We start from the raw sequence: 23291 nt of genomic DNA on the forward strand, positions 1-23291 counted from the left end.
TCATCACTCCGGTTCTGCTAAATCGGCATATATCTGTTCATACTGGCTGACAATCTTTTGTGACGAAAATTCATTATTGAGCATTTCCATGGCCGCTTCGGTAAACCGCTTGCTCAGCTGTTCGTCTTCTAAAATGCGAACCGCTTTAGCTGAAGCGGCTTCGACATCGCCGACATCCACCAAAAACCCGCTCACATTGTTTTTTATCACTTCAGGGATACCGCCAATATTCGTTCCAATGCAAGGCACTCCGCATGCCATCGCTTCAAGCAGGACAAGGCCGAAACTTTCTTTTTCAGACAGCAGCAGCTTCAGATCACTGATGGAGTATAGCTCCTCGACACGATCTTGATTTCCAAGCATCAGCACTTGTTTTTCCAGCCCATATTTTCTGACAAGCTCACAGGCCACTGATTTCTCAGGACCGTCTCCGACTAAGAGCAGTTTTGCTTTTGTTTTGCCGGCTATATTTCGAAACACCTGGATGACATCCTGCACACGTTTGACCTTTCTGAAGTTGGACACATGGATCACGACTTTTTCATCCGGCAGTATGCCGTGTTTCTCTTTAATGGCCGCTGTATTTTTCTTAAGGTATACACGTTCATCTATGAAATTATAAATCGTTTCTATTTTTTTCTCCGGCTTAATTAAATCGTACGTTTCAGCAGCAAGTGCTGATGAGACCGCTGTCACCCTGTCTGAAGCCTCTATCGCAAAACGGATAAGATCTTTTAAGGATGGATCGTATCCTAATACTGTAATATCCGTTCCATGCAAAGTTGTTACGATGCCGATATTCCGTTTCAGCATCTGCTTTGCGAGATAAGCGCAAACCGCATGCGGCAGAGCGTAGTGAGCGTGGATGATGTCTAAATTCTCCCGTTCTGCAACCTCAGCGATTTTGCTTGCCAATGTTAAATCATACGGCGGATATTTAAAAACGGCATATTGGTTAACTTCAACTTCATGAAAGTGAATATTAGGATGGTATGTATTTAGTCTGAACGGGATGCTCGATGTTATAAAATGGATTTCATGACCCTTTTCAGCAAGCTGTTTCCCGAGTTCTGTCGCAATGATACCTGAGCCGCCGACGCTCGGATAGCATGTAATGCCTATTTTTAACTTTTTCATTGTTCGCCCCCAAGCACATCATGATCCAGCATCAGCATCCGATTGGAAAAGAAGCCCTCAGCGTACCCTACACCTGCTTCTTTGCCGTACAGCTTTTCTCTTGCTTCAATGATCTCGATATAACCGTTCGTCAATGGTGTTGAAACAGAATTCTGTGACGGTACAAACTGGCTTTTGTAGGCATTGAGGCTTTTCTTTTTATCCTCTATTGTATCCGAGATATCAATAACAAAATCAGGCTGGTGAAAACCATTTATCATATAATAGTAGACCTTACTTACTTTATGCGCAGGCAGGCTGTTTTCATCTTTATATTTATGAATTCCTGCTGAAAAGATCGCTTCTTCTACAAGTGCGGCAGCATTGCCGTGATCCGGATGACGATCCTTTTTATATGGCATAAACACCGCTTTCGGCCGGCAGGTTCTAATGATTGTGACAATCGCCCGAATCGCCTCATCACTCATCATCAGCCCGCGGTCAGGGAGCGTCAGCTGAATTCTTTTGTCCACACCTAATATACGGGCTGCTTCGGCCGCTTCTTCTTTTCGCAAACTGACTGTTCCGTTTGAAGACAACTCCGCTTCAGTCAAATCGCATATCACGGTTTTTTTTCCCTGTTTGACAAGCTTTGCTATTGTGCCGCCCATACCAATCTCGACATCATCACTATGGGCGCCAAAAGCAAGAACGTCAGCATTATACATGAGGTTCTTCTCCCCGAAGAAGATTGCGGAATTCAAAAACGCCTTCATCAAGTGTGCGAACAAGTATTTCCGCAGTTCCCATATTGGTGGCAAGCGGAATCGAATAAACATCACATAAACGGATTAATGCCGAGACATCCGGTTCATGCGGCTGTGCGGTCAGCGGGTCGCGCAAAAAGATAACTAGGTCAAGTGCGTTAGCGGCAATTAACGCGCCGATTTGCTGGTCTCCGCCTAAAGGGCCGGATTGAAAACGCTGAATTTGAAGGCCGGTCGCCTCTTGAATTTTCAATCCCGTTGTTCCCGTTGCATATAGATCATGATGACTCAAAATCTCTTGATAAGCGGTTGTAAATTGGATCATATCCTGTTTCTTCTTGTCATGCGCGATCAAAGCAATTTTCATCATTTATCCCCCTGTCTAATCAATGATATTTTCCAATCCGTAGACAAGCTGATCAATCTTCATGACTTGTTCTACAGACAGTTTTACACCGGACATGAAGGAAGCACGGTTATAAGAATCGTGACGGATCTGCAACGTTTGGCCGTCCATGCCGAACATCACTTCCTGATGGGCGATCAACCCTGGAAGACGAACACTGTGCAGACGGATGCCGTTTAGCTCCGCACCTCTTGCTCCTGGGAGAATTTCTTTTTCATCTGGATGTCCTTGCTGTTTTTCTTTTCGAACCTCGGAAATCATTTCAGCTGTTTTGAGAGCCGTTCCGCTTGGCGCGTCAAGCTTCTGATCATGGTGAAGCTCAATAATCTCAACATCATCGAAGTAATTGGCAGCCATTTTTGAGAATTTCATCATGAGTACCGCACCCAATGCAAAATTTGGAGCGATGATAGCCCCGATCCCTTTTTCTTCTGTCAGAGATGTAAGTTCTTTCAAATCAGTATCAGAGAAACCGGTCGTACCCACTACAGGGCGGACACCGTGTTCTAATGCAACTTTTGTATGTACTTTCCCGATTTCGGGTGTAGTTAAATCAATCAATACATCTGGTTTTGTTTCTGTAAAGCAGGCATGGATATCTGTGTAAATAAGAGCATCAGACTCAACAGACATCACATCAGATAATTTGTGCTGATCGTATGTATGGTCAACTGCTCCGACTAGGTCAAAATGAGGTGTTTTTTCCGCCAATTTAACAGCTTCTTGCCCCATTCTTCCCCGCGGTCCTGCAATGACTACTTTAATTGTTTCGTTTGACATCTTGATCTCCTCTACTTTCCTTCTTCTTTTCTTGTCCAGCGGTCTTTATCTCTAGTATTAAATTTATGCATGACTCGGTCGTGGGCTTCCTCTAATGAAATATCAAGTGAGTTGGCTAAACAAACCAATACAAACAGCACATCTCCCATTTCCTCTTCCATGCTTTTATCATCTTCAGTCGTTTTTTTTGGTTTTTCTCCATAACGATGATTGACTTCTCTTGCAAGCTCGCCCAGTTCTTCGGTTAATCTTGCCATCATGGCAAGCGGGCTGAAATACCCTTCCTTAAATTGGCCGATGTAGCGGTCCACCTCAGCCTGTATATCTTTCATTGTTTTATCACTCACTGCACGAAACCTCCTATCATCCTCTTACATGTTAGCTAATTCGGATACGTTTGACAAATGTTTAAGCACGTTTGCTGTTTTCTTTTGCATCCACTATAATATAAACGCTATCTAATGGAAGGAAAAGGGGTTTTGTGTGATGCTTGGAGAAATTAGATTAAAAAACATATTTTTTATTTTAATCGGTGCAGCAATTTTTTCATTTGGCCTGGTTCATTTCAATATGCAAAACAATCTGGCAGAGGGTGGATTCACGGGAATTACGTTATTGCTTTATGCCCTTTTCCATATTAGTCCTTCTATTTCAAACCTGGTTTTGAATATCCCGATCTTTTTTATCGGCTGGCGTTTGCTGGGCAAGACGATGTTTGTATACACCCTAGTCGGTACTGTAGCACTGTCTTTATTCCTCAGCATTTTTCAGCGATATGAAATACATATGCCCCTTCAGCATGATCTTGCGCTTGCCGCTTTATTTGCCGGCGTATTCATTGGAGCCGGCTTAGGCATTATTTTTAAGTTCGGCGGTACGACGGGCGGGGTTGATATCATTGCCCGTTTGGTCAATAAGTATTTTGGGATACCAATGGGCCGAACGATGTTTGCTTTCGATGCTTGCGTGATCATTTTATCATTGCTTACCTATCTCTCTTACAAAGAAGCCATGTACACATTGGTTGCCGTTTTTGTGGCGGCAAGACTGATTGATTTTATTCAGGAAGGCGGATACGCAGCTAAAGGTGCAACAATCATCTCTGCGAAAAACGACCAGATTCAGAAGAAAATTCTTGAGGAAATGGAACGGGGCGTTACCATTTTGAAAGGACAGGGATCCTACACGAAAGAGGATCTAGACGTGCTGTATTGTGTAGTGCCCAAAAACGAACTGGTCATGCTGAAAAGTGTGATTAACTCCATTGACCCTCATGCCTTTGTCGCGGTCAGCGATGTCCACGATGTGCTTGGAGAAGGATTTACACTCGATGAAAATAAAAATCCGCTCCCGCGCTAATGTTTCTTGAATGACAAAAGGCGGCTGCCGCCGCCCCTCTTACTCATTTTGGATAATCCCGCTTTTTTAGTTTCTTTTTCTCCGCTCTGTATTTTCTGTAACCGACATAAGTAAGTGCAGTAATGATGATACCGCCTGTAGTGATCATCACCCATAACAAAGACGGATCTGAATCATCCTCTTCCACCCTGTCAAATACACTCTTCAGATCGTTCTGGAGTAGAGAAAGCCGTTCAAGCTTCGTACTCTCAGTCATTTGCTGAAACCCCTCTTGCTCAATCACTTCAATATGTTTTCCGACTGTAGCAAGCTGATCTTCTGATATATCGATTGTAAGACTTGGATAAATCAAATCATACAAGCTGATAAATTCGTTCCACTTTTCATGAAAGCTCGTACTTTCATTTTTTTGGACATCCTGCTTGAGTGCGGCAAAGACCTCCATAATCGGCTTCTCCAGTGACCCCCAAAGGGGATCAGACTGATTGTCAACAGCATCCATCAGCATTCTGAACTGCGCAGCTGCTCTGAGCTTTTGTTTGTCTGATGCATCAGACTGTTTTAAACTCCGTACCATATCGTTATAGCCCAAAGTAATCTGGCGAATTTGGGCTCCAGTTAACATGCTGTCTTGCTTCTGTTTTTCAGCGGATTTTAATGTTTTTTCAAAATAAGATAAGACTTGCAGCGCCTCTTCATATTTTGACTGGCGGGTCATTTGAAAAACCGTATCGGATAAATCATTCAATTCCTTGAGGCTTCCCCGCTCTTCAGCCATGGCGTTCCCATTATAAAAAATAAGAGCAATCAACAAACAGATCGTCAGCTTTCGTTTCATGCAGGTCCCTCCCACTCTCTCTCCTTACAGGATATGAAGGAAGGGACAAGGATAGACCAAGATTGTCTTTACGTCAGTTGAAGCTTTGTTTGCTTTTTCGAAATGACGAGATAGAAGGCAAGTCCGATTGAAAAGATGCTCAGCCAAAACGTTCCGTATCCTATGTCAGTCATATATTCAGAAAGCATGGAGTATTGCGGCATCATTCCAAACAGGTAATCAATGACATCATTATGAAGCGTCCAGACCGCAGCGATAACAAGATGCCATAATGAAAATCGAAAATACGGGCTGTACAGCACCCCCTGGACAGCCATTGCAAAATGCGAGGCAATCAGCATATAGCCTTCCCATGGCAAATCACCCGTTACAGCTAATACGAGAAGATTCATTCCGACCGCCCACAAGCCATATTTCACGAGCGTCACTAACGCAAGCGCTTCAAAAAGCGGAGCATTCCGCTTCATGAGAAAGGCCAGCAGCACAAACAAAAAGAAAAACGTTGCTGTCGGGCTGTCCGGGACAAATATGAGGAAACGGGCCGGCGTCTCCAAAAGCTGAGGCAAGTACCAATAGTATCCGTAAACCGTTCCCAGAAAATTGATCACTAAGACAAGAATAAGCATCGTTCGCTGTCCTAATACATATTGAAACCATTTCACATCAAATCAACTCTCAGTCTGTAAAAATAATGTGTCCATATAAAAAAGCTGACGCCTGGTCAGCTTTTGATAATAAAAGTATATCCTTCCGTTTCGCAATTCACAATACGTTATTTTGCCGTTGTTTCGGAAATGAATTTCGCAAGTTCTTCAAGCTGCTTATCATTTCCTTTGAACACGCCTGCCGGCATTTGGCCTTTTCCTTCAACAGCGATCTTTTTGATTTCTTCCGGCTTCAGTCCGGTGTCTACCAATGAAGGCCCGGCCGCTCCGCCTTGAAGATTATCCCCGTGACATGAAATACAGCCCTGCTCCTGAAAAATTTTATATCCTTCGGCACTGGTATCGATATCCGCTTCTTTTGTGATTTTCCCCTGCTCCTCCGCCTTTGCCCAGTCGTGAGTAGCTACGGACTGCCAGGTCAAAAATACAGCCGCGGAAATAGCCAAGAGCATCATCCCGACAGCCACGGGACGCTTCCAAGGCCTTCTTTCCGTTCCTCTGTCGAGAAATGGCGCCAAAAGCAGAGCGCCAAAGGCGATCCCCGGCATAATCATAGCGCCGACCACCGTAAAGCTCCCAGCGGCGTATTCATATTTCAAAAGCTGATATAAGAAAAGAAAATACCAGTCCGGCAGCGGAATATAACCTGTATCCGTCGGGTCCGCCATCCGCTCCAAAGGCGGCTGGTGTACAATCGTCAAAACAAGAAAACCGATCAGAAAGACAGCTCCGACCATCCATTCCTTCAATAAGAAATTCGGCCAGAAGGCTTCTGTTTTACCGGGATACTCTGAATAATCCTTCGGTATATTCGGCTTTTTCTCAGCCGGTATCCTTGAGTCTCCTACAAATTTCATCCCTTTGCCCCGGTGCATGTCATCCCCTCCCTTTTATTCGCAGATCAAGTTTAAAGCGGTCCTGAAATCCCCTGCTTACGGATCATAATAAAGTGTGCGGCCATCAATCCAAACAAGGCGGCAGGAAGAAAGAATACATGGATCGCAAAAAACCTAGTCAGCGTTTGGGCGCCTACAATATCCGGATGCCCTGCCAGGAGTGTTTTGACTTGTGTCCCGATCAAAGGAGTGGCTTCAGCGATCTGCAGCCCGACTTTTGTGGCAAACAGAGCCTTCATATCCCAAGGAAGCAAGTAGCCTGTAAACCCAAGCCCAAGCATGACAAAAAAGATTAACACACCGACTATCCAGTTCAGTTCCCGCGGCTTTTTATACGCCCCTTGGAAAAAGACCCTCAGCGTATGTAAAAACATCATCACAATGACCAAGCTGGCGCCCCAATGGTGCATTCCCCTGACAATCTGGCCGAATGCAACTTCATTTTGCAAATAATATACCGATTCCCAGGCATTTTTAATATCAGGTACATAGTACATCGTTAAAAACATCCCAGACAACACTTGGATAACGGTTACAAAAAACGTCAGTCCCCCAAAGCAGTACACAAACGCAGAGAAATGATGGGCGGGATTCACATGTTCCGGCACTTCGTGATCGGCAATATCCCTCCACATCGGTGTAATATCAAGCCGTTCATCTACCCAGTCATAAATTTTGTTCAGCATGTCACCCTTCCCCCTTAGGCTTTGCTTTTCCAAGATACAGGAAGCCGTCTTTAACTTCTTGCTCGTAATGATCAAGAGGCGCAAGCGGCGGCGTGCCCGGGACATTGGTGCCGTCTTTTTCATAGAGTCCGTAGTGGCAAGGACAGAAAAATTTATTCGGATTTTTAGGATCGCTGTTCCAGTTCACCGTACACCCCAAATGCTTACAAATTGGTGAAAGTGCTACAATCTCATCCCCATTTTTGAAAACCCAAGCTGATCTCGATTCTTCCGACTCATACCAGGCATCGACTTGATTAATTTTGAAATCAAAGCGCTGCGGCTCTTTTGTCAGCTCATCTACGCTGACAACCTGAACCATGTCCTGCTTTCCTGTCGATTTTAATACCGGGTCGAGTGCAAAGCGAACCATAGGCATGAGCATACTAGCCGCCATAAACCCCCCTACGCCTGTAAGCGTATAATTTAAAAATTGACGTCTCGATATATCATGTCTTCCGCCCATCTCTTCTCCCCCCTCAAGGTCAACCCTGCAAACTGACTAAAATAGAAAATATTTCATAACTCTAGACACCCTCATAATATATGAATCTCTCAGCAAGGTCAATATAGCCAAAATATTGTTTATAAGGAAATGTAAGTGTTTTTACGAAGCGTTCCATAACTGTAACAAAACGTTCAAAATTTCAGCTGTGCGTTCATCTAATATTTTTCTTTTTATGGAGTCATTTAAGTGCTCTAACGGAACAGAAGGCGCAACAATCATCTTCCCCAATGACTCTTCGCTACTCCAATGATCATCAGCTGTCAGCAGTACAACATGCTGAAAATCTGATTTGACCTCCTCCTGTAAATCTTTCAGCCCTTGAACGGTATTTTCATTTCTATCAACATATGTATAAGCAGGCAATAAATATACCCGACCTTTTAACTGCCTTTCCAATTCATCAGCTAGAAGCTGCGTAAATTCGCCTCTTTCTGCTGCTATTTTTAATTGGCTCCCCATTTGTATGTTAATTAATGGTATGACAGCGGTATCAATGTAATCTTTAGATTGTAAATAGTCCTTGGCATCAGGCATTTTCCACCTCATCATCGTTCTCCCCTTTTTACGACAACGAGCCTTGCATTACACTGCAAGGCTGGTCATGTTATGTGAGCTGATTCAATTGGCGCGATAATTGTTCAAATGCTTCTTTATCGTGACGATCGAGCGCATCGTCAATGTCTTTTAATAATTTTTCTCTTTGGAATGTAGAAATGGCGTGCTCCAGGATTTGTTCAGCCAGCCCCTGATCTTTTTTGTTTTCAAACAGATCTTTCGGAATGTGAGGGTTGGACTCCAGCACCGCCGCATACTCAGGAGAACTGTAGGCTGAACGGAAATTAAGCTGGATAAACAAATCCTGCTGTTTATTTAATCTAATATCATGAAAAGATTTTTCCGCGTCGGTTGTCATGACATTCTCTTTATAAAACCGAAACGGAACTTCTTCAACACAATGTGTTGACATTATAATGCCTCTCGGGCAAAATTCTGCCTGCTCTACAAAATGAACCTTTTCCATTAAAGAATCGTGGCTCATTAAGTAGTTCAAGATCCATACGCACTCTCTGCGCTTTAGCTGATAATGGTTTAAAAACCAACGGATAAAATCCTTTTTCTCATTGACAGAAACAGGGGTCTGCATGTAATTCCCTCCTCTATCGTTCGTATAATCTATACTTATATGTTCCACATAAGCGGTTAAAATTCCTGCTTATCTCGAAAATTCATCCTCGATCCGCAAGATTATTTCTTCCAGCTCTTCATTGGCTCCATCTATTTCGAGTACCTTTTTCAATAGCGGCAGCGCTTCTTGTTGGAGGCCTTCTTCTAATAAAAAGGTTGCGTATTCGTATAAGAAATCTCTGTCCTCACGATAGTGAAGAAAAGCAGCTTCAAAGGATTGTTTTGCTTCTTCGTACTGCTCTAATTCGGTGTAAGCGCTGGCCAGATACCAATTGTATTTCGGATCTTCTTCCCCGTAGCCCCGCACCTCTTGAATCAGATCAATAATTTGCTCATAATCCTCTTCCTTATGATACACAGCAAGTAAAGTATGGAGTGCTTCGACGAAGCCAGGATCAAGAGCAAGCGCTTCCTGAAGAAGTTTTTTCCCTTCTTCTGACTTCCCGATTTTTAACGCCATCTTTGCGGCATAGAGGAAAAGCTCTTTGTTATATTCATCATACCTGATACCCTCTTTTGCCGTTTTTAATGCCTCTTCATACATCCCTTCAGCCTCATAGCTTTTTGAAAGCGGCATATAAAGTGATGAATAGGATGGATCAAGCTCCTTTAAATCGGACAGCTGTTTAATAGCCGTTTTGATCAGTCCCGCCTGCGAGGCTGTAAATCCATAGCCGAAAATTGTATTAGGGTCAGGATTCTCATCTACAGCTTTTTCATACCATGGAATGGCCTCCTCAAAATCTCCTGATGCACTTAGCGATTCCGCCAATCTTTGGTGGACATTAACGCCTCCGATCTCACTCTGCTCCCCAGCCGTTCTTTTAAAATATTGAACAGCTTTTGCATAGGCTCCTTGAGTAAAGTATAGCTCGCCTAACGCAAAATCAATGATTGGTTCATTTTCAAGAATAGACTTTGCCTGTAAAAGCTTTTGCTCACTTACTTCGAACAGCCCCTGCATCTGATAAAGATCAGCCATGAGCAGCAGGCTTTCCGGATATGATGGGTCTGATTCCGGGATCGTTTCCAGCACAGCCAATGCTTTTTCTTCTTCGTCAATATCTATTAAAAGTTCAGCATAAAAATTCGTCAGTTCTGTTTCATTCGGATATAAATCATGCAAATCACTAATCAGTGAGATCGCTTTCTCTACATTTCCCCACTCGTAATAAAGCTGTGCTGCGATGGCTTTATCTTCATCATGAAGCTGTTTTTCGGCCTTCGAGAGGGTGTTGAGTCCCTTTTCTGTTTCTCCTGCTTCAACTAATTTTATGGCTTCTTGAATTAATGTATTCAAATCGGACCGATCCTTTCTTTTCCTAACAACATCAATCATACATAAAAGTCTTATTTGTTCGGGTTAATCCTATCATAATTCAGAGGATAGCCCTCGGCAAATAAGATGCTTACACTGTACGTCAAGGAATTTCTGAGTCTTATTAGTTTATCAAAAGATCCTGCGATAGCAAATAAAAAAAGGAAGATAGCCCTCTATTACAGTAAAGCAGCCCTTGACCTGCCGACTTGTAAGTAAAGCCCCCCTCCCTCTTTTGTGTTTTTATATTCCTCTATAAGACAGGCTATGTTTTTTTCCTTCAGTTTATGACTGATAAACGCTCACACAACAAATCCTGAAGCATAAACTTCAGGATTTGTTTGAAAGCTTATTTAAATGATCAAAAAAGTTTGGATATGACACATGAATGGCGTCTGTCTGTCCGATCTCAATCGGCTCCTCTGTTAAACAGGAAGCTATGCCTAGCATCATCCCGATCCGATGATCTCCATGACTTGATACTTTCGCGCCGCCTTTGAGAGTTTGTTTGCCGTATACCTTCATTCCGTCTTCAGTCGGTTCAATCTCAGCACCGAGCTTTCGAAGCTCTGAAACAACTGTATCGATACGGTTCGTTTCTTTCACTTTAAGCTCTGCGGCATCCTTAATGACTGTTGTTCCTTCCGCCTGAGTCGCAAGTAGCGCAATAATAGGAATCTCATCAATCAAACGCGGAATCATATCTCCGCCAATTTCAACCGCTTTAAGAGTTGACGTTTCAATGATCAAATCTCCATAAGGCTCTGCGCTTTCGTCAACAGATGGTTTGATTTCCAGCTTTGCCCCCATGTTTTGAAGCACATCGATGACACCTGTCCGAGTCGGATTTAACCCCACGTTTTTCAGTACAATTCTGCTGTTTGGAATCATTGCGCCAGCTGCAAGGAAAAACGCGGCTGAAGAAATATCTCCGGGAACAAAAATATCTGCAGCCGTAAGCTGCTGGCCGCCTTTTATGGAGACACTTGTCTTGTCCTCTGCCAGTTTCACTCCGAAAGCAGACAGCATCCGTTCAGTATGATCTCTGGATTTATGAGGCTCGGTGACAGTTGTAGTTCCCTCAGCCTGCAACCCGGCAAGCAGAACAGCCGATTTAATTTGAGCGCTGGCCACAGGTGATACATAGTCAATGCCTTTTAATGTACCGCCGCTTACTGACAGCGGTGTAAATTCTCCGCCGGCTCTGCCGTCAATTTTAGCGCCCATTTGTTTCAGAGGCTCTGTTACACGCTTCATTGGGCGTTTCGCAATGCTTTCATCCCCAGCTACCGCGCTGTAAAAAGGGCGGCCCGCAAGGATTCCGAGCATCAGACGAATCGTTGTGCCTGAATTACCGACGTCTAACAGACTTTCTGGTTCTCGCAGGGAATCCATCCCTTTCCCGTGAATGACTACATCACTGCCGTTTCGCTCAATTTGAACACCCATCTTACTAAAGCAATCGATGGTGCTCAGACAGTCTGCTCCCGGCAGAAAATTTTTAACAGTTGTTGTGCCTTTCGCAAGCGCGCCAAACATAACAGAGCGGTGAGAAATAGATTTATCACCGGGAACATGTATTTCGCCGTTTAACGCCTGCACCTTTTCTCTTTTCATTGTTTCCACCTCAATCAGCATAAAAAGTTTCGTATTCCGCGCGGGCTTCTATGCACTGTTCGGCCCGTTTACGGTCATCATCGGATTGAAAACTGATCCTTAAAATCCCGTTAATATCTTCTCTCGTTTCAATAATGCGGATATTCGTTATACTGATGCGTTCCGCAGCAAGTATAGCCGTTATCTCGGAAATCACCCCAGGATGATCTGGCACGTCTACGTATAAATCATAAAATGCCGGTATTGCGCCCTTCTGGCGGAGAGGCAGTCCATCACGGTAGTCCTTTGCCGTTTTAAAATAATTGAATAGTTTTTCCGCATCTCCATGCTCTACATATGTCCGGATCGTTTCAATCTCACGAGTCCACTCATCAAAACGATCTAAAATCTTATCTTTATTATGTAACAGAATATCACGCCACATTGCAGGACTGCTTGATGCAATCCGGGTAATATCCCGAAAACCGCCGGCAGCAAACCGCTTCACAAGCGGATAAAGCTCTTCCGAGTGATGGGTCTGATGCACAAGACTGGCTGCAACAATATGCGGAAAATGACTGATCACGCTTGTTACTCCATCATGCTCTTCAGGCGACATTTCTACAAATTGGGCATTCGTCCCTTGCAGCAAATGTTTTAACTGATTGACCGCTTGTCTGTCCGTTTTACGGCCCGGGGTTAAAATATAAAACGCATTTTCAAACAGAAATTCCTTTGCAGCGGCAACTCCTGATTTATGCGAGCCCGCCATCGGATGCCCTCCGACAAATTGGTAGCCGGCAGGCAGCACTTGATCGGCGTAATGAACCACTTTTTGCTTTGTGCTTCCTACGTCAGTAATCAAAAGCGGATGCTTAATTTCTGAATGGGCCAGCTCTTCAAGCATAAGCAGCGTTTGCGCAACAGGTGTTGCAATAATAACGGTTGCAGCTTTTTTCGCGCCGTCAATAAACGATTCAGCACTCTCGTCTATCACACCTAATTTTAAGGCAGCCACTACCTGCTCATCTGAGATATCGACCCCAATAATGCGTTTTTCCGGATGTTTTTTTTTGATGGCTAACGCAATAGAACCGCCTATCAATCCGAGACCGGCGAGCAATATTGTATCTTTGATTTGATTCATTCGTCATCACCTGGTTCATAGACTAAAGAGGTGATTCTTGACCACCTCTTATAAAATTTCAGCTAAAGTTGCGAGAATTTCCTCGTTTTGCTCTTTCGTTCCGATCGTAATCCGGAGTGAAGTCGGGAACCCTAATGCATTTCCTGATCGGACAATATAACCTTTTTGCAGCAATGCCTGAAACAACTCATCAGACGGGCGGTTAAAGTCTATTAAAACAAAGTTTGTCTGTGAAGGGTAGCACTTTAATCCGTGTGTTTCCGCAAAATCATAATACTGCTGAAGGCCTGCTTGATTTTTCTCAATACAAGAAGCGATAAATTCTTGGTCGTCAAGGGCTGCAATTGCTGCAGCCTGGCCAAGACGGCTGGTGTTAAACGGCTCTCTTGCCGGCTCTATCTGGCGGATCAATTTTTCGTCAGCAATACCGTATCCGACTCTAAGCGCCGCCAGACCGTATGCCTTTGAAAACGTGCGCAATATCATCAGATTGGAATACGTATTCAAAAGCGGTATGCTTTCCGGGTAATCCTCAGCTGTTACATATTCATAATATGCTTCATCAAGAACAACGAGGACACGAGAAGGAACACGTTCCAGAAATGAAGTCAATTCTCCTTCAGATGTATAAGTTCCAGTCGGGTTGTTCGGGCTGCAAATCCAAACGACTTGAGTCTGTTCGTCAATCGCTTCAAGCATCGCGTCTAAATCATGAGAGCCGTCAGAACGAAGGGCAATTTCACGAACTTCAGCGCCTTCAATCACCGCATTATGCTTATATTGCGGAAAAGTCGGTGCTGCTGCAATCGTGTTTGTTTTGTCGTTTAAAAAAGCCCGGCATATAATTTGGATGATTTCATCTGAACCATTACCGAAAATAAGTGATGTTTCGCTCACATTGAGGTGCTCACTGAGCCTTGTCCGCAAAGCTGCGCTATATCCATCGGGATAAAGCGCAAGCTGTTGAATTTCATGATGAAGCGCCTCTTTTGCAGCTTCCGAACAGCCGTACGGATTTTCGTTTGATGCAAGCTTCACGACTTTATCCAAGCCATATTCTGCTTTTACTGCTTCAATCGGTTTACCCGGCTGATAAGGCTTCAGTTGTTTTAAATGTTCTTTGATACGCAAATCCAGTCACCTCATTTTAAACTGTACAAACCGCCAAACGTCTTCGCGTAATCTTCAAACTCCTGCACTGCACGATCTCTCGTCTCAGTGCTGATGAGCCGATCCTTTAATTCTTCTATCTTTTTGACGAGCGCACTTCCCACTACGACACCGTCACAGATTTCATTCATCTTGACCACCTGCTCGCGGCTGGAAATACCAAACCCAACAGCAACCGGCACAGCGCTGAGGTTCTTCACTGTCCGGATAAATGGATAAGCTGATGAATTGAACTCATTTCGGACACCGGTCACACCTAACGAAGATACACAGTAGACGAAGCCCTCGGCTTGTTCAATAATCGTTTTCAAACGGCTTTCGCTTGTCGGTGCAACTAAAGAAATATACGTTACCTCATGGGTTTTGCATTCCGCTTGAAGGCTGGCGCTCTCTTCTAAAGGCAGATCCGGAACAAGCAGGCCGTCTATATGATTTTCCCGCAGTAAAGCGAAAAAGTATTCTTTGTTCAATTGTAACACAGGATTATAATACGTAAAGAGGATAATGGGAATATTGACGCCATTTTTTTTCATTTCTCCGCCTAATTCAATCGCTTTTACAATATTCATCCCGTTCTCAAGCGCCCGTTTTGAAGCCCGCTGAATCACCGGACCGTCTGCCAGCGGATCAGAGTATGCTACACCAATCTCAAGTGCCGTGGCACCCGCTTTTTGGAGAGACTTAGCCAGTTCGATTGATACTTCCGGCAACGGATCACCCGCTGTAATAAACGGGATAAACAACTTTCCCGACTGCTGCAGGTCTACTTTAAACATGCGCTTTCACCTCATCTTCCAATTCGTTCATTAATGTGTTGACATCCTTGTCTCCTCTTCCTGATAAACAGACGAGGATAGTTTGATCCCGCCCCATCTCTTTTGCGGTTTTAAATGCCTTCGCTAATGCATGAGCAGATTCGATCGCTGGTAAAATCCCTTCTTTTTCTGACAATAGTTTTAACGCGTTTACTGCTTCTTCATCAGTTATGCTATCGTATGTGACACGGCCGCTTTTATGCAAATAGGCGTGCTCCGGACCAATTCCCGGATAGTCAAGTCCTGCTGAAATTGAATAAGGCTCAATAATTTGACCGTACTCGTCTTGAATGAGGTAAGTGAGCGAACCGTGAATCACACCGACAGTTCCTTTCGTAATGGTAGCGGCATGAAGCGGGGTATCAATTCCTTTTCCTGCCGCTTCAGCACCGATCAGTTCAACATCTTCGTCTAAAAATGCCTGAAACATGCCTATCGCATTACTTCCGCCGCCTACGCAGGCAACGACTTTATCCGGCAGTGTTCCCTCATTGTCTTTCAGCTGATCCTTCGCTTCCTCTCCGATCATTTTTTGAAATTCCCGGACAATTTGCGGGTAAGGGTGCGGTCCGACAACCGATCCAATCATATAAAAATGATCCTCACAATGCTGAACCCAATAACGGATAGCCTCATTTGTCGCATCCTTCAGTGTCCCGTTTCCGCTTGTGACCGGCACAACCTTTGCTCCAAGAAGCTTCATTCGGAATACGTTCAGAGACTGGCGGGCGACATCCTCTTCACCCATAAATACAATGCAGGAAAAACCAAACTTGGCAGCAACTGTGGCGGCGGCTACTCCATGCTGTCCGGCACCTGTTTCTGCAATGATTTTCGTTTTGCCCATTTTTTTTGCAAGCAATGCCTGACCTAAAGCATTGTTGATTTTATGAGAACCTGTATGGTTTAAATCTTCTCTTTTCAAATAAATTTTGGCGCCGCCTAAATGTTCTGTGACTCGATCGGCATATGTTAATGCGGTCGGCCTGCCGGAATATTCAGCTAACAGCTTATGATATTCTCCCCTAAAAACAGGATCATCCTTTATTTCCTTAAATGCTGTTTCAATTTCTTCTAACGGCTGCATAAGAGTTTCCGGAACAAATTTCCCGCCAAAATCGCCGTATCTGCCTATTTCATTCGGATATGGATACATATCGGTTCATCCTTTCTTCTAAGAGCCTAATCAGTTTGTCATCTTTTTGTCCGTTTTTTTCTATTCCGCTAGCAAGATCGACTCCGCCCGGTCTCCATTTTAATAAGTCTGCGATTGTGTCGGGATTCACACCGCCTGCGATGAAACACCGTTTCCCCGTTTGTTCAGCTTTCTGCTGATATTCAGGCACACAATCCCAAGCAAAAGCCACTCCAGTCCCGCCTCTTGCCCCTTTTACAGATGAGTCAATCACAAAACCGTCTACAGAATCGTTAAAGCGGTCCAAGTCCTGAATTGCTGTGCTGTTATGATGGAGCGCCTTCCATATTTCACAATTTGTCAGCAGACGGAGGGCTTCAGCATCCTTTGGCGTCTCATCACCATGAAGCTGGATGACGTCAAGCTGCAAATCGCCTGCTATACGGGAAATCGTTCCCAGCGATTCATTCACAAAAACGCCTGTAATCTGTTTTTCGGTGCGAACTTGGCTCAGCCACTTTTTCACATCTGCCGGAGATACTTTTCGTTTACTGTCAGCAAAAATAAAACCCAGATAATCTGCCTGTGAATCCGCTGCAAGTTGCAGATCCTGCAGAGACCGTATACCGCAATACTTTAATGCCGGTTTTTTCACATCCTCACTCCCCATACAAAGCATGGATTGCTTTTTGCTGTGAATGCTGTCTCATCAATGACTCTCCGATGAGAACAGCTCGTGCTCCATGTTCTTTGACAAATGTTAAATGTTCTAAAGAACCAATGCCGCTTTCACTGACAAGCAAGCATTCTTTCGGAACTAGGGATGCAATCTGTTTCGTCTGTTCGAGCGAAGTTTCAAACGTTTTTAAGTTTCGATTATTAATACCGAGAATATCAGGGGTGAATACCTTCACTATTTGTTCAAGCGTCGTTTGATCATGAACCTCCACTAACACGTCCATTTCCTTTTCCCCTGCTTCGAGATACAACTCGTGAAGCTGTACGGGATCAAGCACCTCTCCGATTAACAATATGGCATCTGCTCCGATTCTCTTTGATTCCTCCACTTGAATCGAATCAATAATAAAATCTTTTCTCAGCACCGGAATCGAAACAGCACGCTTTACGTCTGATAAATAACTGTTTTTCCCTTGGAAAAACGGAAAGTCAGTTAAAACAGAAAGCGCGTCTGCCTGCGCAGCTTCATAGTCTTTTGCAATCCGCTCCGGAACAAAATCTTCTTTAATGAGTCCTTTTGACGGCGACGCTTTTTTGACTTCGGCAATCAATCCGATAAAACGGTTCGGGTTATCCAGCGCCTCTTTAAAAGACCGTTTTTCAAAAGGCTGCTCTTCTGGCAGGATGAGAGTTTTGACTTCTTCTTTTTTTTGATTGATTATGTTTTCAAGCATAGATCTCTCCCTCTTTCTGTTTCAGTCTATTGAGCTGCGCTGCGGCACCTCCGCTTGCAATCGTTTCTAACGCAAGCTCCGTTCCTTCTTTCAGTGTTTCGGCAATACCCGCCGTGTATATCGCAGCGCCGGCATTAAAGGCTGTAATATATAAAGCTGATCGGCTGCTTTTATTTTCAAAAATATTCTGAATCAGATGAGCGCTTTCTGTCGGTGACTGCACCTGTATATCTTCAAGTCTGCCATTTTTGAAGCCGAAGTCTTCGGGTGAAACAGTATATTCCCGGCGCTCTCCATCCTTTATTTCAATCACATCGGTCGGTGATGTAACCGAAAGCTCATCTAAACCGTCACGGCTTGCTGCGAATAGTACATGCTTCGGCTGGAACATTTCCAGTGCGCTTGCCATCAATCCCGCTTTTTCAGCAGAATAGACACCGATCACCTGACGCTTCGCCTGCAAAGGATTGCTGAGCGGTCCGAGCAGATTAAAAATCGTTCTAAATCCGAGCTCTTTTCTTGTGCCCGCTACATGTTTCATGGACGAATGATAAAGCGGTGCAAAGAGAAATCCCATATTATTTGTTTCAATGCTGATTTTGACTTCTTCAGGTGTGGTTTGGATTGGTATCCCAAGCTCTTCTAGAACATCTGCGCTTCCGCTTTTAGAAGATACGGAGCGATTGCCGTGCTTTGCAATTTTAGCTCCTGCTGCTGAAGCAACGATTGCCGATGCCGTTGAAATATTAAAGGTAGAGATGCCGTCACCGCCTGTACCGCATGTGTCAACCACATCATGAAGTCCGTCTACCGTAAGGGCATGTGTCCGCATGGCCTTCACAAAGCCCGCCAGCTCTTCTGCAGTTTCGCCCCGATGAGCCAGGATTGACAATATACCGCCCATTTCAGAAGGAGTCATTTCTGCTGTCATCATCATATTCATAAGCGCTTCCGCTTCAACGGCAGTAAGTGTCTTTCCGTCAACGCATGTTTGCAGAAATTGGTTCATCAGCTTCATCCCCCTTGCTACGAAACATGTCTTCAGCAATATGAATGGTTTTCAGCAGTGCGCCCGCTTTGTTGCAGCTTTCTTCATATTCGGCTTCCGGCACAGAATCAGCAACAATACCTGCTCCAGCCTGTATCGATGCAACACCGTTTTTTACGCTCATGGTCCGGATCGTAATACAGGAGTCGATATTCCCGTCAAATCCGATGTAGGCGATGCAGCCGCCGTATGTCTCTCTCGGTGTCGGCTCCAATTCATTTAAAAGCTGCATGGCGCGGATTTTTGGGGCCCCGGTTAAAGTTCCCGCAGGAAAAGCCGACATTAGCGCATCGACAGGGTGAACTCCCTCTTTCAACCTCCCTGTGACGACTGAAATGATGTGCATAACATGTGAAAATGAGACGATCTTTGTGAACTCCGGCACAGCAACCGATCCATACTCTGCCACTCTGCCGATATCGTTTCGAGCTAGATCAACGAGCATATAATGCTCCGCTTTTTCTTTTTCATCTTTCATCAGCTCAATTTTGAGTTTTTCATCTTCCTCTTTGTCTGCGCCTCTTTTTCTTGTTCCGGCAATCGGATGGATTTCCAAATGCCCGTCTTGAACGTGGATTAACCGTTCCGGAGAGCTGCCGACAATCTCTCTGTCCGGGAGTTTTATATAATACATATACGGCGAAGGATTGACGATTCGCAGCACTCTGTACAATTCAAAGGAATCTGCTGTTATCGGAATCTCAAATTTTTGTGACAGGACACCTTGAAAGATGTCGCCTGCTTTTATATATTCTTTGATCTTTTCTACATCTGCCATAAACGCTGATTTTTCGTAGTTTGAAGATACTGTATCGAAACCTGGTGTCTTATATGACTCAGATGAAAGAAATAGTTCTTTTATGTTTTTTTGATCCATCATCTTTTCAATGAGGCCTTGGAGCTCTCGGTGATTTTTATTGAACACAGCAATTTTTTCAGCTTCAGTTTCTTGTCCATTCAATCTAGCATACTGAATAAAGTGGACGTTTTTTGTTTCATGATCATAAGCAATTAATGTGCTGCAAACAAACAGCATACACTTTTCAAATTCCGTTTCCTTCCTGTGGCGAGGAACAGAAGGTTCAATCATCGGGATCATATCATAGCTTAAATACCCGACAGCTCCGCCTACAAAGGGAATGGCAAGCTCTGGTGTTTTGATTTTGTATGTTGCATTCATCCAATCCAGAACCTCTTTTAATTCTTTTCCAGTGTAAAGGGATCGGTCATTCTCATCTTGAGTAGTAAAATCATTTTGCTGTTCTTTGATCGTGAGAAATGGCTGAAGGCCGATGAACGAATATCTGGACCAATTTGATGTGTCATCCTTGCTTTCAAGAAGGTAAGTGATCTTCCTGTCCAGCTGCTCGATCATTTGGATAGGTGTCAGTGTGTCAACTGTGAATGTCTCCACAATCGGTATGGTGCGGTAGGACATACTGTCCTCTAAAAATGCAGAAATGTTTGATTGGAAATTCATTGCTCTCACTCCTTTTGGCAAGGAGAATGAGAAGAAGGCATGAGAGGGAAAATCAAGATATAACAAAATAAACCCAAAAGAAAGGCTTCTTTTGGGTAGAATAAACATACATGTCTCAGCTCAACTACACTCATTCTCTGCTACCCTATTCTCTAACTCAACTCATTCACTAAGCTTTATACACACTCTTGTGTATTTCTAAGCTGTTCTAATCGTATTACAATTCATTATTTTTTGTCAATGATAAATCGGGTCTTAATACAACCGCTTTTTCTAAATAGACATGTCTGATTTGATTCTGAGGAACATCAGTCTGAACAGTCATCATGACCCTTATACATTTTTTCAGCCCGCCTGCAACATCCATTTCCTGCATACATGTCACCGGCACATACTGCCAGCCAGAAAGCTCGCGGACAGCTTTTGCCGGGAAAACAGAGTGCAGGTCAGGCGTCGCCGATAGAAGCATTTGAACAACATCTTCCGGCTTTGTTTTGTTTTCTTCTATCATTTTTTCTAACAGCTGTTTGGTTTTTTGCAAAATTTCTTCTTCAGTGTCCTTTTCGACTGTAGTTGCTCCGCGAATTCCACGAATCATCATGATGTCTCCTCCATTCGCCATTTGTTCAGCCAGCTCTCAAGTTCATCTCTTGAAAACGTATGGTCGGCGACTTTTCCTAATTCTTTGAGAACGATGAATTGAATCATACCGCCGCGGGTTTTTTTATCATTCATCATACGGTCTAAAAGTACGGAAGTTGCCGTTTCTTTTTTAATGCGGCTTGGATAGCCCAGGTTCTTAAGCCAGCTGACTAATCGATTTCTGTCCATTTTACAGCCGGCTTCCTGTTCACTTATATATAAAGCAAACTGCATACCGAGTGCTACCGCATCACCGTGGGTGATCTGTCCGTAGCCATACTCCGCCTCAACTGCGTGGCCGAGTGTATGCCCAAAGTTAAGATAGGCTCTGATTCCTTCTTCCTTTTCATCCTGATGAACGACAGACGCTTTAATCGAAATACCTTTAAAAATCATGTCATTCAGCTGCTCGCTGGTGATATCGTTCAGTGAGTGAATGCCCAGCAGGTCTTTCAGGAATTCTCTGTCATAAATAAAAGCATGCTTAATCACTTCTGCCATCCCGGACCGAAGCTCTTTTTCCGGTAGGGAACGGAGAAAGTCCGTATCGTAAAGCACGGCTTTGGGCTGATAAAATGCGCCGATCAGATTTTTTCCAAGCGGATGATTCACCGCTACTTTTCCTCCGACCGCGCTGTCATGCGCCAAAAGCGTTGTAGGCATTTGAATGAAATCAATGCCGCGCATAAAAGTGGCAGCCACAAATCCAGCAAGATCTCCTACAACACCGCCTCCAAAAGCGATGATGCATGAGGAGCGATCCATATGAAATCGAATCGCTTCACTCTGCAGTTTCGTGTACATATCCATTGATTTCGCCTGCTCTCCGCTCGGCACCGTCACTTTTTTCACAGGCCATTTTTCTTCCAGCAGGTGAAGCATTTCATCACCGTACAGGCGATCCACTTCTACATCGGTAACAAGCATAATGCGTGTTAATGGCCTGTTTAGCGAGGTTAATAGTTCACAAGCCTTTTTTCTGATTCCTTGTCCGATAAATACAGGATACGAAGAGGAAGCGGTTTGAACATGCAGTGTTCTCATTAAAATTCCCTCGACAGTTTTCTCATATTCTCCACGTTTTCTCTAATGCGGTCAATTTGGTCTAAGCCGAATTGTTCAACAACAGCGTTCGCAATTTCCCATGCAACAGCAGCTTCCGCCACTACACTTGCCGCTGGCACTGCGCAGCTGTCTGAACGTTCAATACTGGCTGAAAACGGTTCTTTCGTTTCAATATCCACACTTTTCAGCGGTTTATATAATGTCGGAATCGGCTTCATGACTCCGCGGACAACGATTGGCATTCCTGTCGTCATGCCGCCTTCCAATCCGCCAAGTCTGTTCGTAGCACGCGTATATCCTTTTTCTTCGTCCCAAATGATTTCGTCATGAACCTCGCTTCCGTTTCTTCCGGCCGCTTCAAAGCCGATGCCGAATTCCACACCTTTAAATGCATTAATAGACAGTACTGCCGCAGCAAGCTTGCTGTCCAGTTTACGGTCATAATGAACGTAGCTGCCCACGCCCACCGGCATTCCTTCAACAATCACTTCCACAATTCCGCCGATGGAATCTCCGTTTGCCTTCGCTTCGTCAATGGCATCCATCATTTTTTTGCCTGCTTCTTCATCGTAGCATCTGACCGGAGACTCTTCAGTCACACGCTTTAAGTCATCAATTGAAGTATAATCCGTTTTTTCCGCCTTAACTGCCCCGATCTGTAATACGTGGCCCGCTACCTTAATGCCAAGCTCAGAAAGGATCTTTTTAGCGACAGCGCCTGCCGCCACTCTTACGGTCGTTTCACGTGCTGAAGAGCGCTCAAGCACATTTCTCATATCGCGGTGGTTATATTTAATCGCACCGTTTAAATCTGCGTGTCCCGGTCTTGGTCTGGAAATTTGGCGTTTCATTTCCTTTTCTTCTTCTTCAGTAATCGGAGCCGCACCCATAATTTTAGTCCAGTGTTTCCAATCGTTATTTTCTACGACAAGAGCGATTGGTGAACCGAGAGTGCGGGCATGGCGCACCCCGCTCATAATTTTCGCCTGGTCCTTTTCGATCTGCATGCGGCGCCCGCGGCCATGGCCTTTCTGGCGTCTGCCAAGCTCAAAGTTGATATCTTCCTCAGTTATGTAAAGCCCCGCAGGCACACCTTCAATAATGGTTGTCAATTGGGGGCCGTGTGATTCACCGGCTGTTAAATATCTCATGACTTCTTCTCCCTTCATCGCATTAACGCTTTTAAGTAAAACTACTATAACATATTTTTCGGCAAAA

26 protein-coding genes are annotated in these 23291 nt (G+C 44.3%); 1 reads left to right on the forward strand and 25 read right to left on the reverse strand.

What is annotated here, in order from left to right; all coding sequences use genetic code 11:
- Positions 1 to 3: 3 nt before the first annotated feature.
- Genes bshA through P3L57_RS11250 form a run of 5 tightly spaced genes read right to left on the reverse strand, consistent with a single transcriptional unit; the run spans position 4 to position 3416 of the window.
- Positions 4 to 1137 (reverse strand): N-acetyl-alpha-D-glucosaminyl L-malate synthase BshA, encoded by a 1134-nt coding sequence (gene bshA, locus P3L57_RS11230; RefSeq protein WP_024121846.1) that lies wholly within the window; start codon positions 1135 to 1137, stop codon positions 4 to 6.
- Positions 1134 to 1844 (reverse strand): bacillithiol biosynthesis deacetylase BshB1, encoded by a 711-nt coding sequence (bshB1, locus tag P3L57_RS11235; protein WP_069487315.1) that lies wholly within the window; start codon positions 1842 to 1844, stop codon positions 1134 to 1136. The genes bshA and bshB1 overlap by 4 nt, the downstream gene beginning before the upstream one ends.
- Positions 1837 to 2250, reverse strand: a complete 414-nt coding sequence (gene mgsA / locus P3L57_RS11240) for a methylglyoxal synthase (protein WP_044155160.1) — start codon at positions 2248 to 2250, stop codon at positions 1837 to 1839. Before mgsA ends, bshB1 begins: the two co-directional genes overlap by 8 nt.
- A 15-nt stretch (positions 2251 to 2265) precedes the next feature.
- Positions 2266 to 3069 carry a 4-hydroxy-tetrahydrodipicolinate reductase gene (gene dapB / locus P3L57_RS11245; RefSeq protein ID WP_059336620.1) on the reverse strand — a complete coding sequence of 268 codons (804 nt, stop codon included), beginning with the start codon at positions 3067 to 3069 and terminating at the stop codon, positions 2266 to 2268.
- Between the two features lie 11 nt (positions 3070 to 3080).
- The gene (locus P3L57_RS11250; RefSeq protein WP_059352445.1) at positions 3081 to 3416 is read right to left on the reverse strand and encodes a nucleotide pyrophosphohydrolase; all 336 of its coding nucleotides are present in this window, start codon (positions 3414 to 3416) and stop codon (positions 3081 to 3083) included.
- A 139-nt stretch (positions 3417 to 3555) separates the two neighbouring features.
- Between P3L57_RS11250 and P3L57_RS11255 the strand changes: the two genes are divergently transcribed.
- The gene (locus tag P3L57_RS11255) at positions 3556 to 4428 is read left to right on the forward strand and encodes a YitT family protein (protein ID WP_044155146.1); all 873 of its coding nucleotides are present in this window, start codon (positions 3556 to 3558) and stop codon (positions 4426 to 4428) included.
- 43 nt (positions 4429 to 4471) lie between these two features.
- Here the strand turns inward: P3L57_RS11255 and ypjB are convergent, their stop codons facing one another.
- The 20 genes from ypjB to aroC all read right to left on the reverse strand — a co-directional run bounded on the left by ypjB (position 4472) and on the right by aroC (position 23224).
- Positions 4472 to 5266, reverse strand: coding sequence for a sporulation protein YpjB (gene ypjB, locus P3L57_RS11260; RefSeq protein ID WP_069487314.1), 795 nt, complete (start codon positions 5264 to 5266; stop codon positions 4472 to 4474).
- A 68-nt stretch (positions 5267 to 5334) separates the two neighbouring features.
- On the reverse strand, positions 5335 to 5928 hold the full coding sequence (gene lhaT / locus P3L57_RS11265; protein ID WP_069487313.1) for a lipoprotein heptaprenylglyceryl N-acetyltransferase LhaT: 594 nt from the start codon (positions 5926 to 5928) through the stop codon (positions 5335 to 5337).
- Between the two features lie 110 nt (positions 5929 to 6038).
- On the reverse strand, positions 6039 to 6806 hold the full coding sequence (locus P3L57_RS11270) for a menaquinol-cytochrome c reductase cytochrome b/c subunit (protein WP_010334724.1): 768 nt from the start codon (positions 6804 to 6806) through the stop codon (positions 6039 to 6041).
- 32 nt (positions 6807 to 6838) lie between these two features.
- Positions 6839 to 7513, reverse strand: coding sequence for a menaquinol-cytochrome c reductase cytochrome b subunit (gene qcrB, locus P3L57_RS11275; protein WP_003225560.1), 675 nt, complete (start codon positions 7511 to 7513; stop codon positions 6839 to 6841).
- Between the two features lies 1 nt (position 7514).
- A complete protein-coding gene (locus P3L57_RS11280; RefSeq protein ID WP_010334725.1) occupies positions 7515 to 8018 on the reverse strand; it encodes a Rieske (2Fe-2S) protein in 504 nt (167 codons plus the stop codon).
- Positions 8019 to 8159: 141 nt separating this feature from the next.
- Positions 8160 to 8606: a YpiF family protein gene (locus P3L57_RS11285; protein ID WP_059293702.1), complete on the reverse strand. Its 447-nt coding sequence runs from the start codon at positions 8604 to 8606 to the stop codon at positions 8160 to 8162.
- A 58-nt stretch (positions 8607 to 8664) separates the two neighbouring features.
- Positions 8665 to 9204: a ReoY family proteolytic degradation factor gene (locus P3L57_RS11290; protein ID WP_003225551.1), complete on the reverse strand. Its 540-nt coding sequence runs from the start codon at positions 9202 to 9204 to the stop codon at positions 8665 to 8667.
- A gap of 69 nt (positions 9205 to 9273) precedes the next feature.
- Complete coding sequence (locus tag P3L57_RS11295) at positions 9274 to 10545, reverse strand: tetratricopeptide repeat protein (RefSeq protein ID WP_059336621.1); 1272 nt, start codon at positions 10543 to 10545, stop codon at positions 9274 to 9276.
- Between the two features lie 348 nt (positions 10546 to 10893).
- Complete coding sequence (gene aroA / locus P3L57_RS11300; protein ID WP_069487312.1) at positions 10894 to 12180, reverse strand: 3-phosphoshikimate 1-carboxyvinyltransferase; 1287 nt, start codon at positions 12178 to 12180, stop codon at positions 10894 to 10896.
- A 10-nt stretch (positions 12181 to 12190) separates the two neighbouring features.
- Positions 12191 to 13306 (reverse strand): prephenate dehydrogenase, encoded by a 1116-nt coding sequence (locus P3L57_RS11305; RefSeq protein ID WP_059293699.1) that lies wholly within the window; start codon positions 13304 to 13306, stop codon positions 12191 to 12193.
- Positions 13307 to 13354: 48 nt separating this feature from the next.
- On the reverse strand, positions 13355 to 14437 hold the full coding sequence (hisC, locus tag P3L57_RS11310) for a histidinol-phosphate transaminase (protein ID WP_059293698.1): 1083 nt from the start codon (positions 14435 to 14437) through the stop codon (positions 13355 to 13357).
- Positions 14438 to 14448: 11 nt separating this feature from the next.
- Complete coding sequence (gene trpA, locus P3L57_RS11315; protein ID WP_069487311.1) at positions 14449 to 15252, reverse strand: tryptophan synthase subunit alpha; 804 nt, start codon at positions 15250 to 15252, stop codon at positions 14449 to 14451.
- Entirely contained in the window at positions 15245 to 16447 is a 1203-nt protein-coding gene (gene trpB, locus P3L57_RS11320; RefSeq protein ID WP_069487310.1) for a tryptophan synthase subunit beta, read from the reverse strand. The genes trpA and trpB overlap by 8 nt, the downstream gene beginning before the upstream one ends.
- Positions 16428 to 17081: a phosphoribosylanthranilate isomerase gene (locus P3L57_RS11325; protein WP_069487309.1), complete on the reverse strand. Its 654-nt coding sequence runs from the start codon at positions 17079 to 17081 to the stop codon at positions 16428 to 16430. The genes trpB and P3L57_RS11325 overlap by 20 nt, the downstream gene beginning before the upstream one ends.
- A 4-nt stretch (positions 17082 to 17085) precedes the next feature.
- Positions 17086 to 17838 (reverse strand): indole-3-glycerol phosphate synthase TrpC, encoded by a 753-nt coding sequence (trpC, locus tag P3L57_RS11330; RefSeq protein ID WP_069487308.1) that lies wholly within the window; start codon positions 17836 to 17838, stop codon positions 17086 to 17088.
- Positions 17831 to 18847, reverse strand: a complete 1017-nt coding sequence (gene trpD / locus P3L57_RS11335) for an anthranilate phosphoribosyltransferase (RefSeq protein ID WP_069487307.1) — start codon at positions 18845 to 18847, stop codon at positions 17831 to 17833. Before trpD ends, trpC begins: the two co-directional genes overlap by 8 nt.
- Positions 18819 to 20366 (reverse strand): anthranilate synthase component I, encoded by a 1548-nt coding sequence (gene trpE, locus P3L57_RS11340; RefSeq protein ID WP_069487306.1) that lies wholly within the window; start codon positions 20364 to 20366, stop codon positions 18819 to 18821. The genes trpD and trpE overlap by 29 nt, the downstream gene beginning before the upstream one ends.
- Positions 20367 to 20583: 217 nt before the next feature.
- Complete coding sequence (gene aroH / locus P3L57_RS11345; RefSeq protein ID WP_069487305.1) at positions 20584 to 20967, reverse strand: chorismate mutase; 384 nt, start codon at positions 20965 to 20967, stop codon at positions 20584 to 20586.
- Positions 20964 to 22052 (reverse strand): 3-dehydroquinate synthase, encoded by a 1089-nt coding sequence (gene aroB, locus P3L57_RS11350; RefSeq protein WP_069487304.1) that lies wholly within the window; start codon positions 22050 to 22052, stop codon positions 20964 to 20966. The genes aroH and aroB overlap by 4 nt, the downstream gene beginning before the upstream one ends.
- Positions 22052 to 23224 carry a chorismate synthase gene (gene aroC / locus P3L57_RS11355; RefSeq protein ID WP_024121865.1) on the reverse strand — a complete coding sequence of 391 codons (1173 nt, stop codon included), beginning with the start codon at positions 23222 to 23224 and terminating at the stop codon, positions 22052 to 22054. The genes aroB and aroC overlap by 1 nt, the downstream gene beginning before the upstream one ends.
- Between the last annotated feature and the right edge of the window lie 67 nt (positions 23225 to 23291).

This window comes from Bacillus sp. B28, assembly GCF_029536185.1.
GTDB lineage: Bacteria > Bacillota > Bacilli > Bacillales > Bacillaceae > Bacillus > Bacillus halotolerans.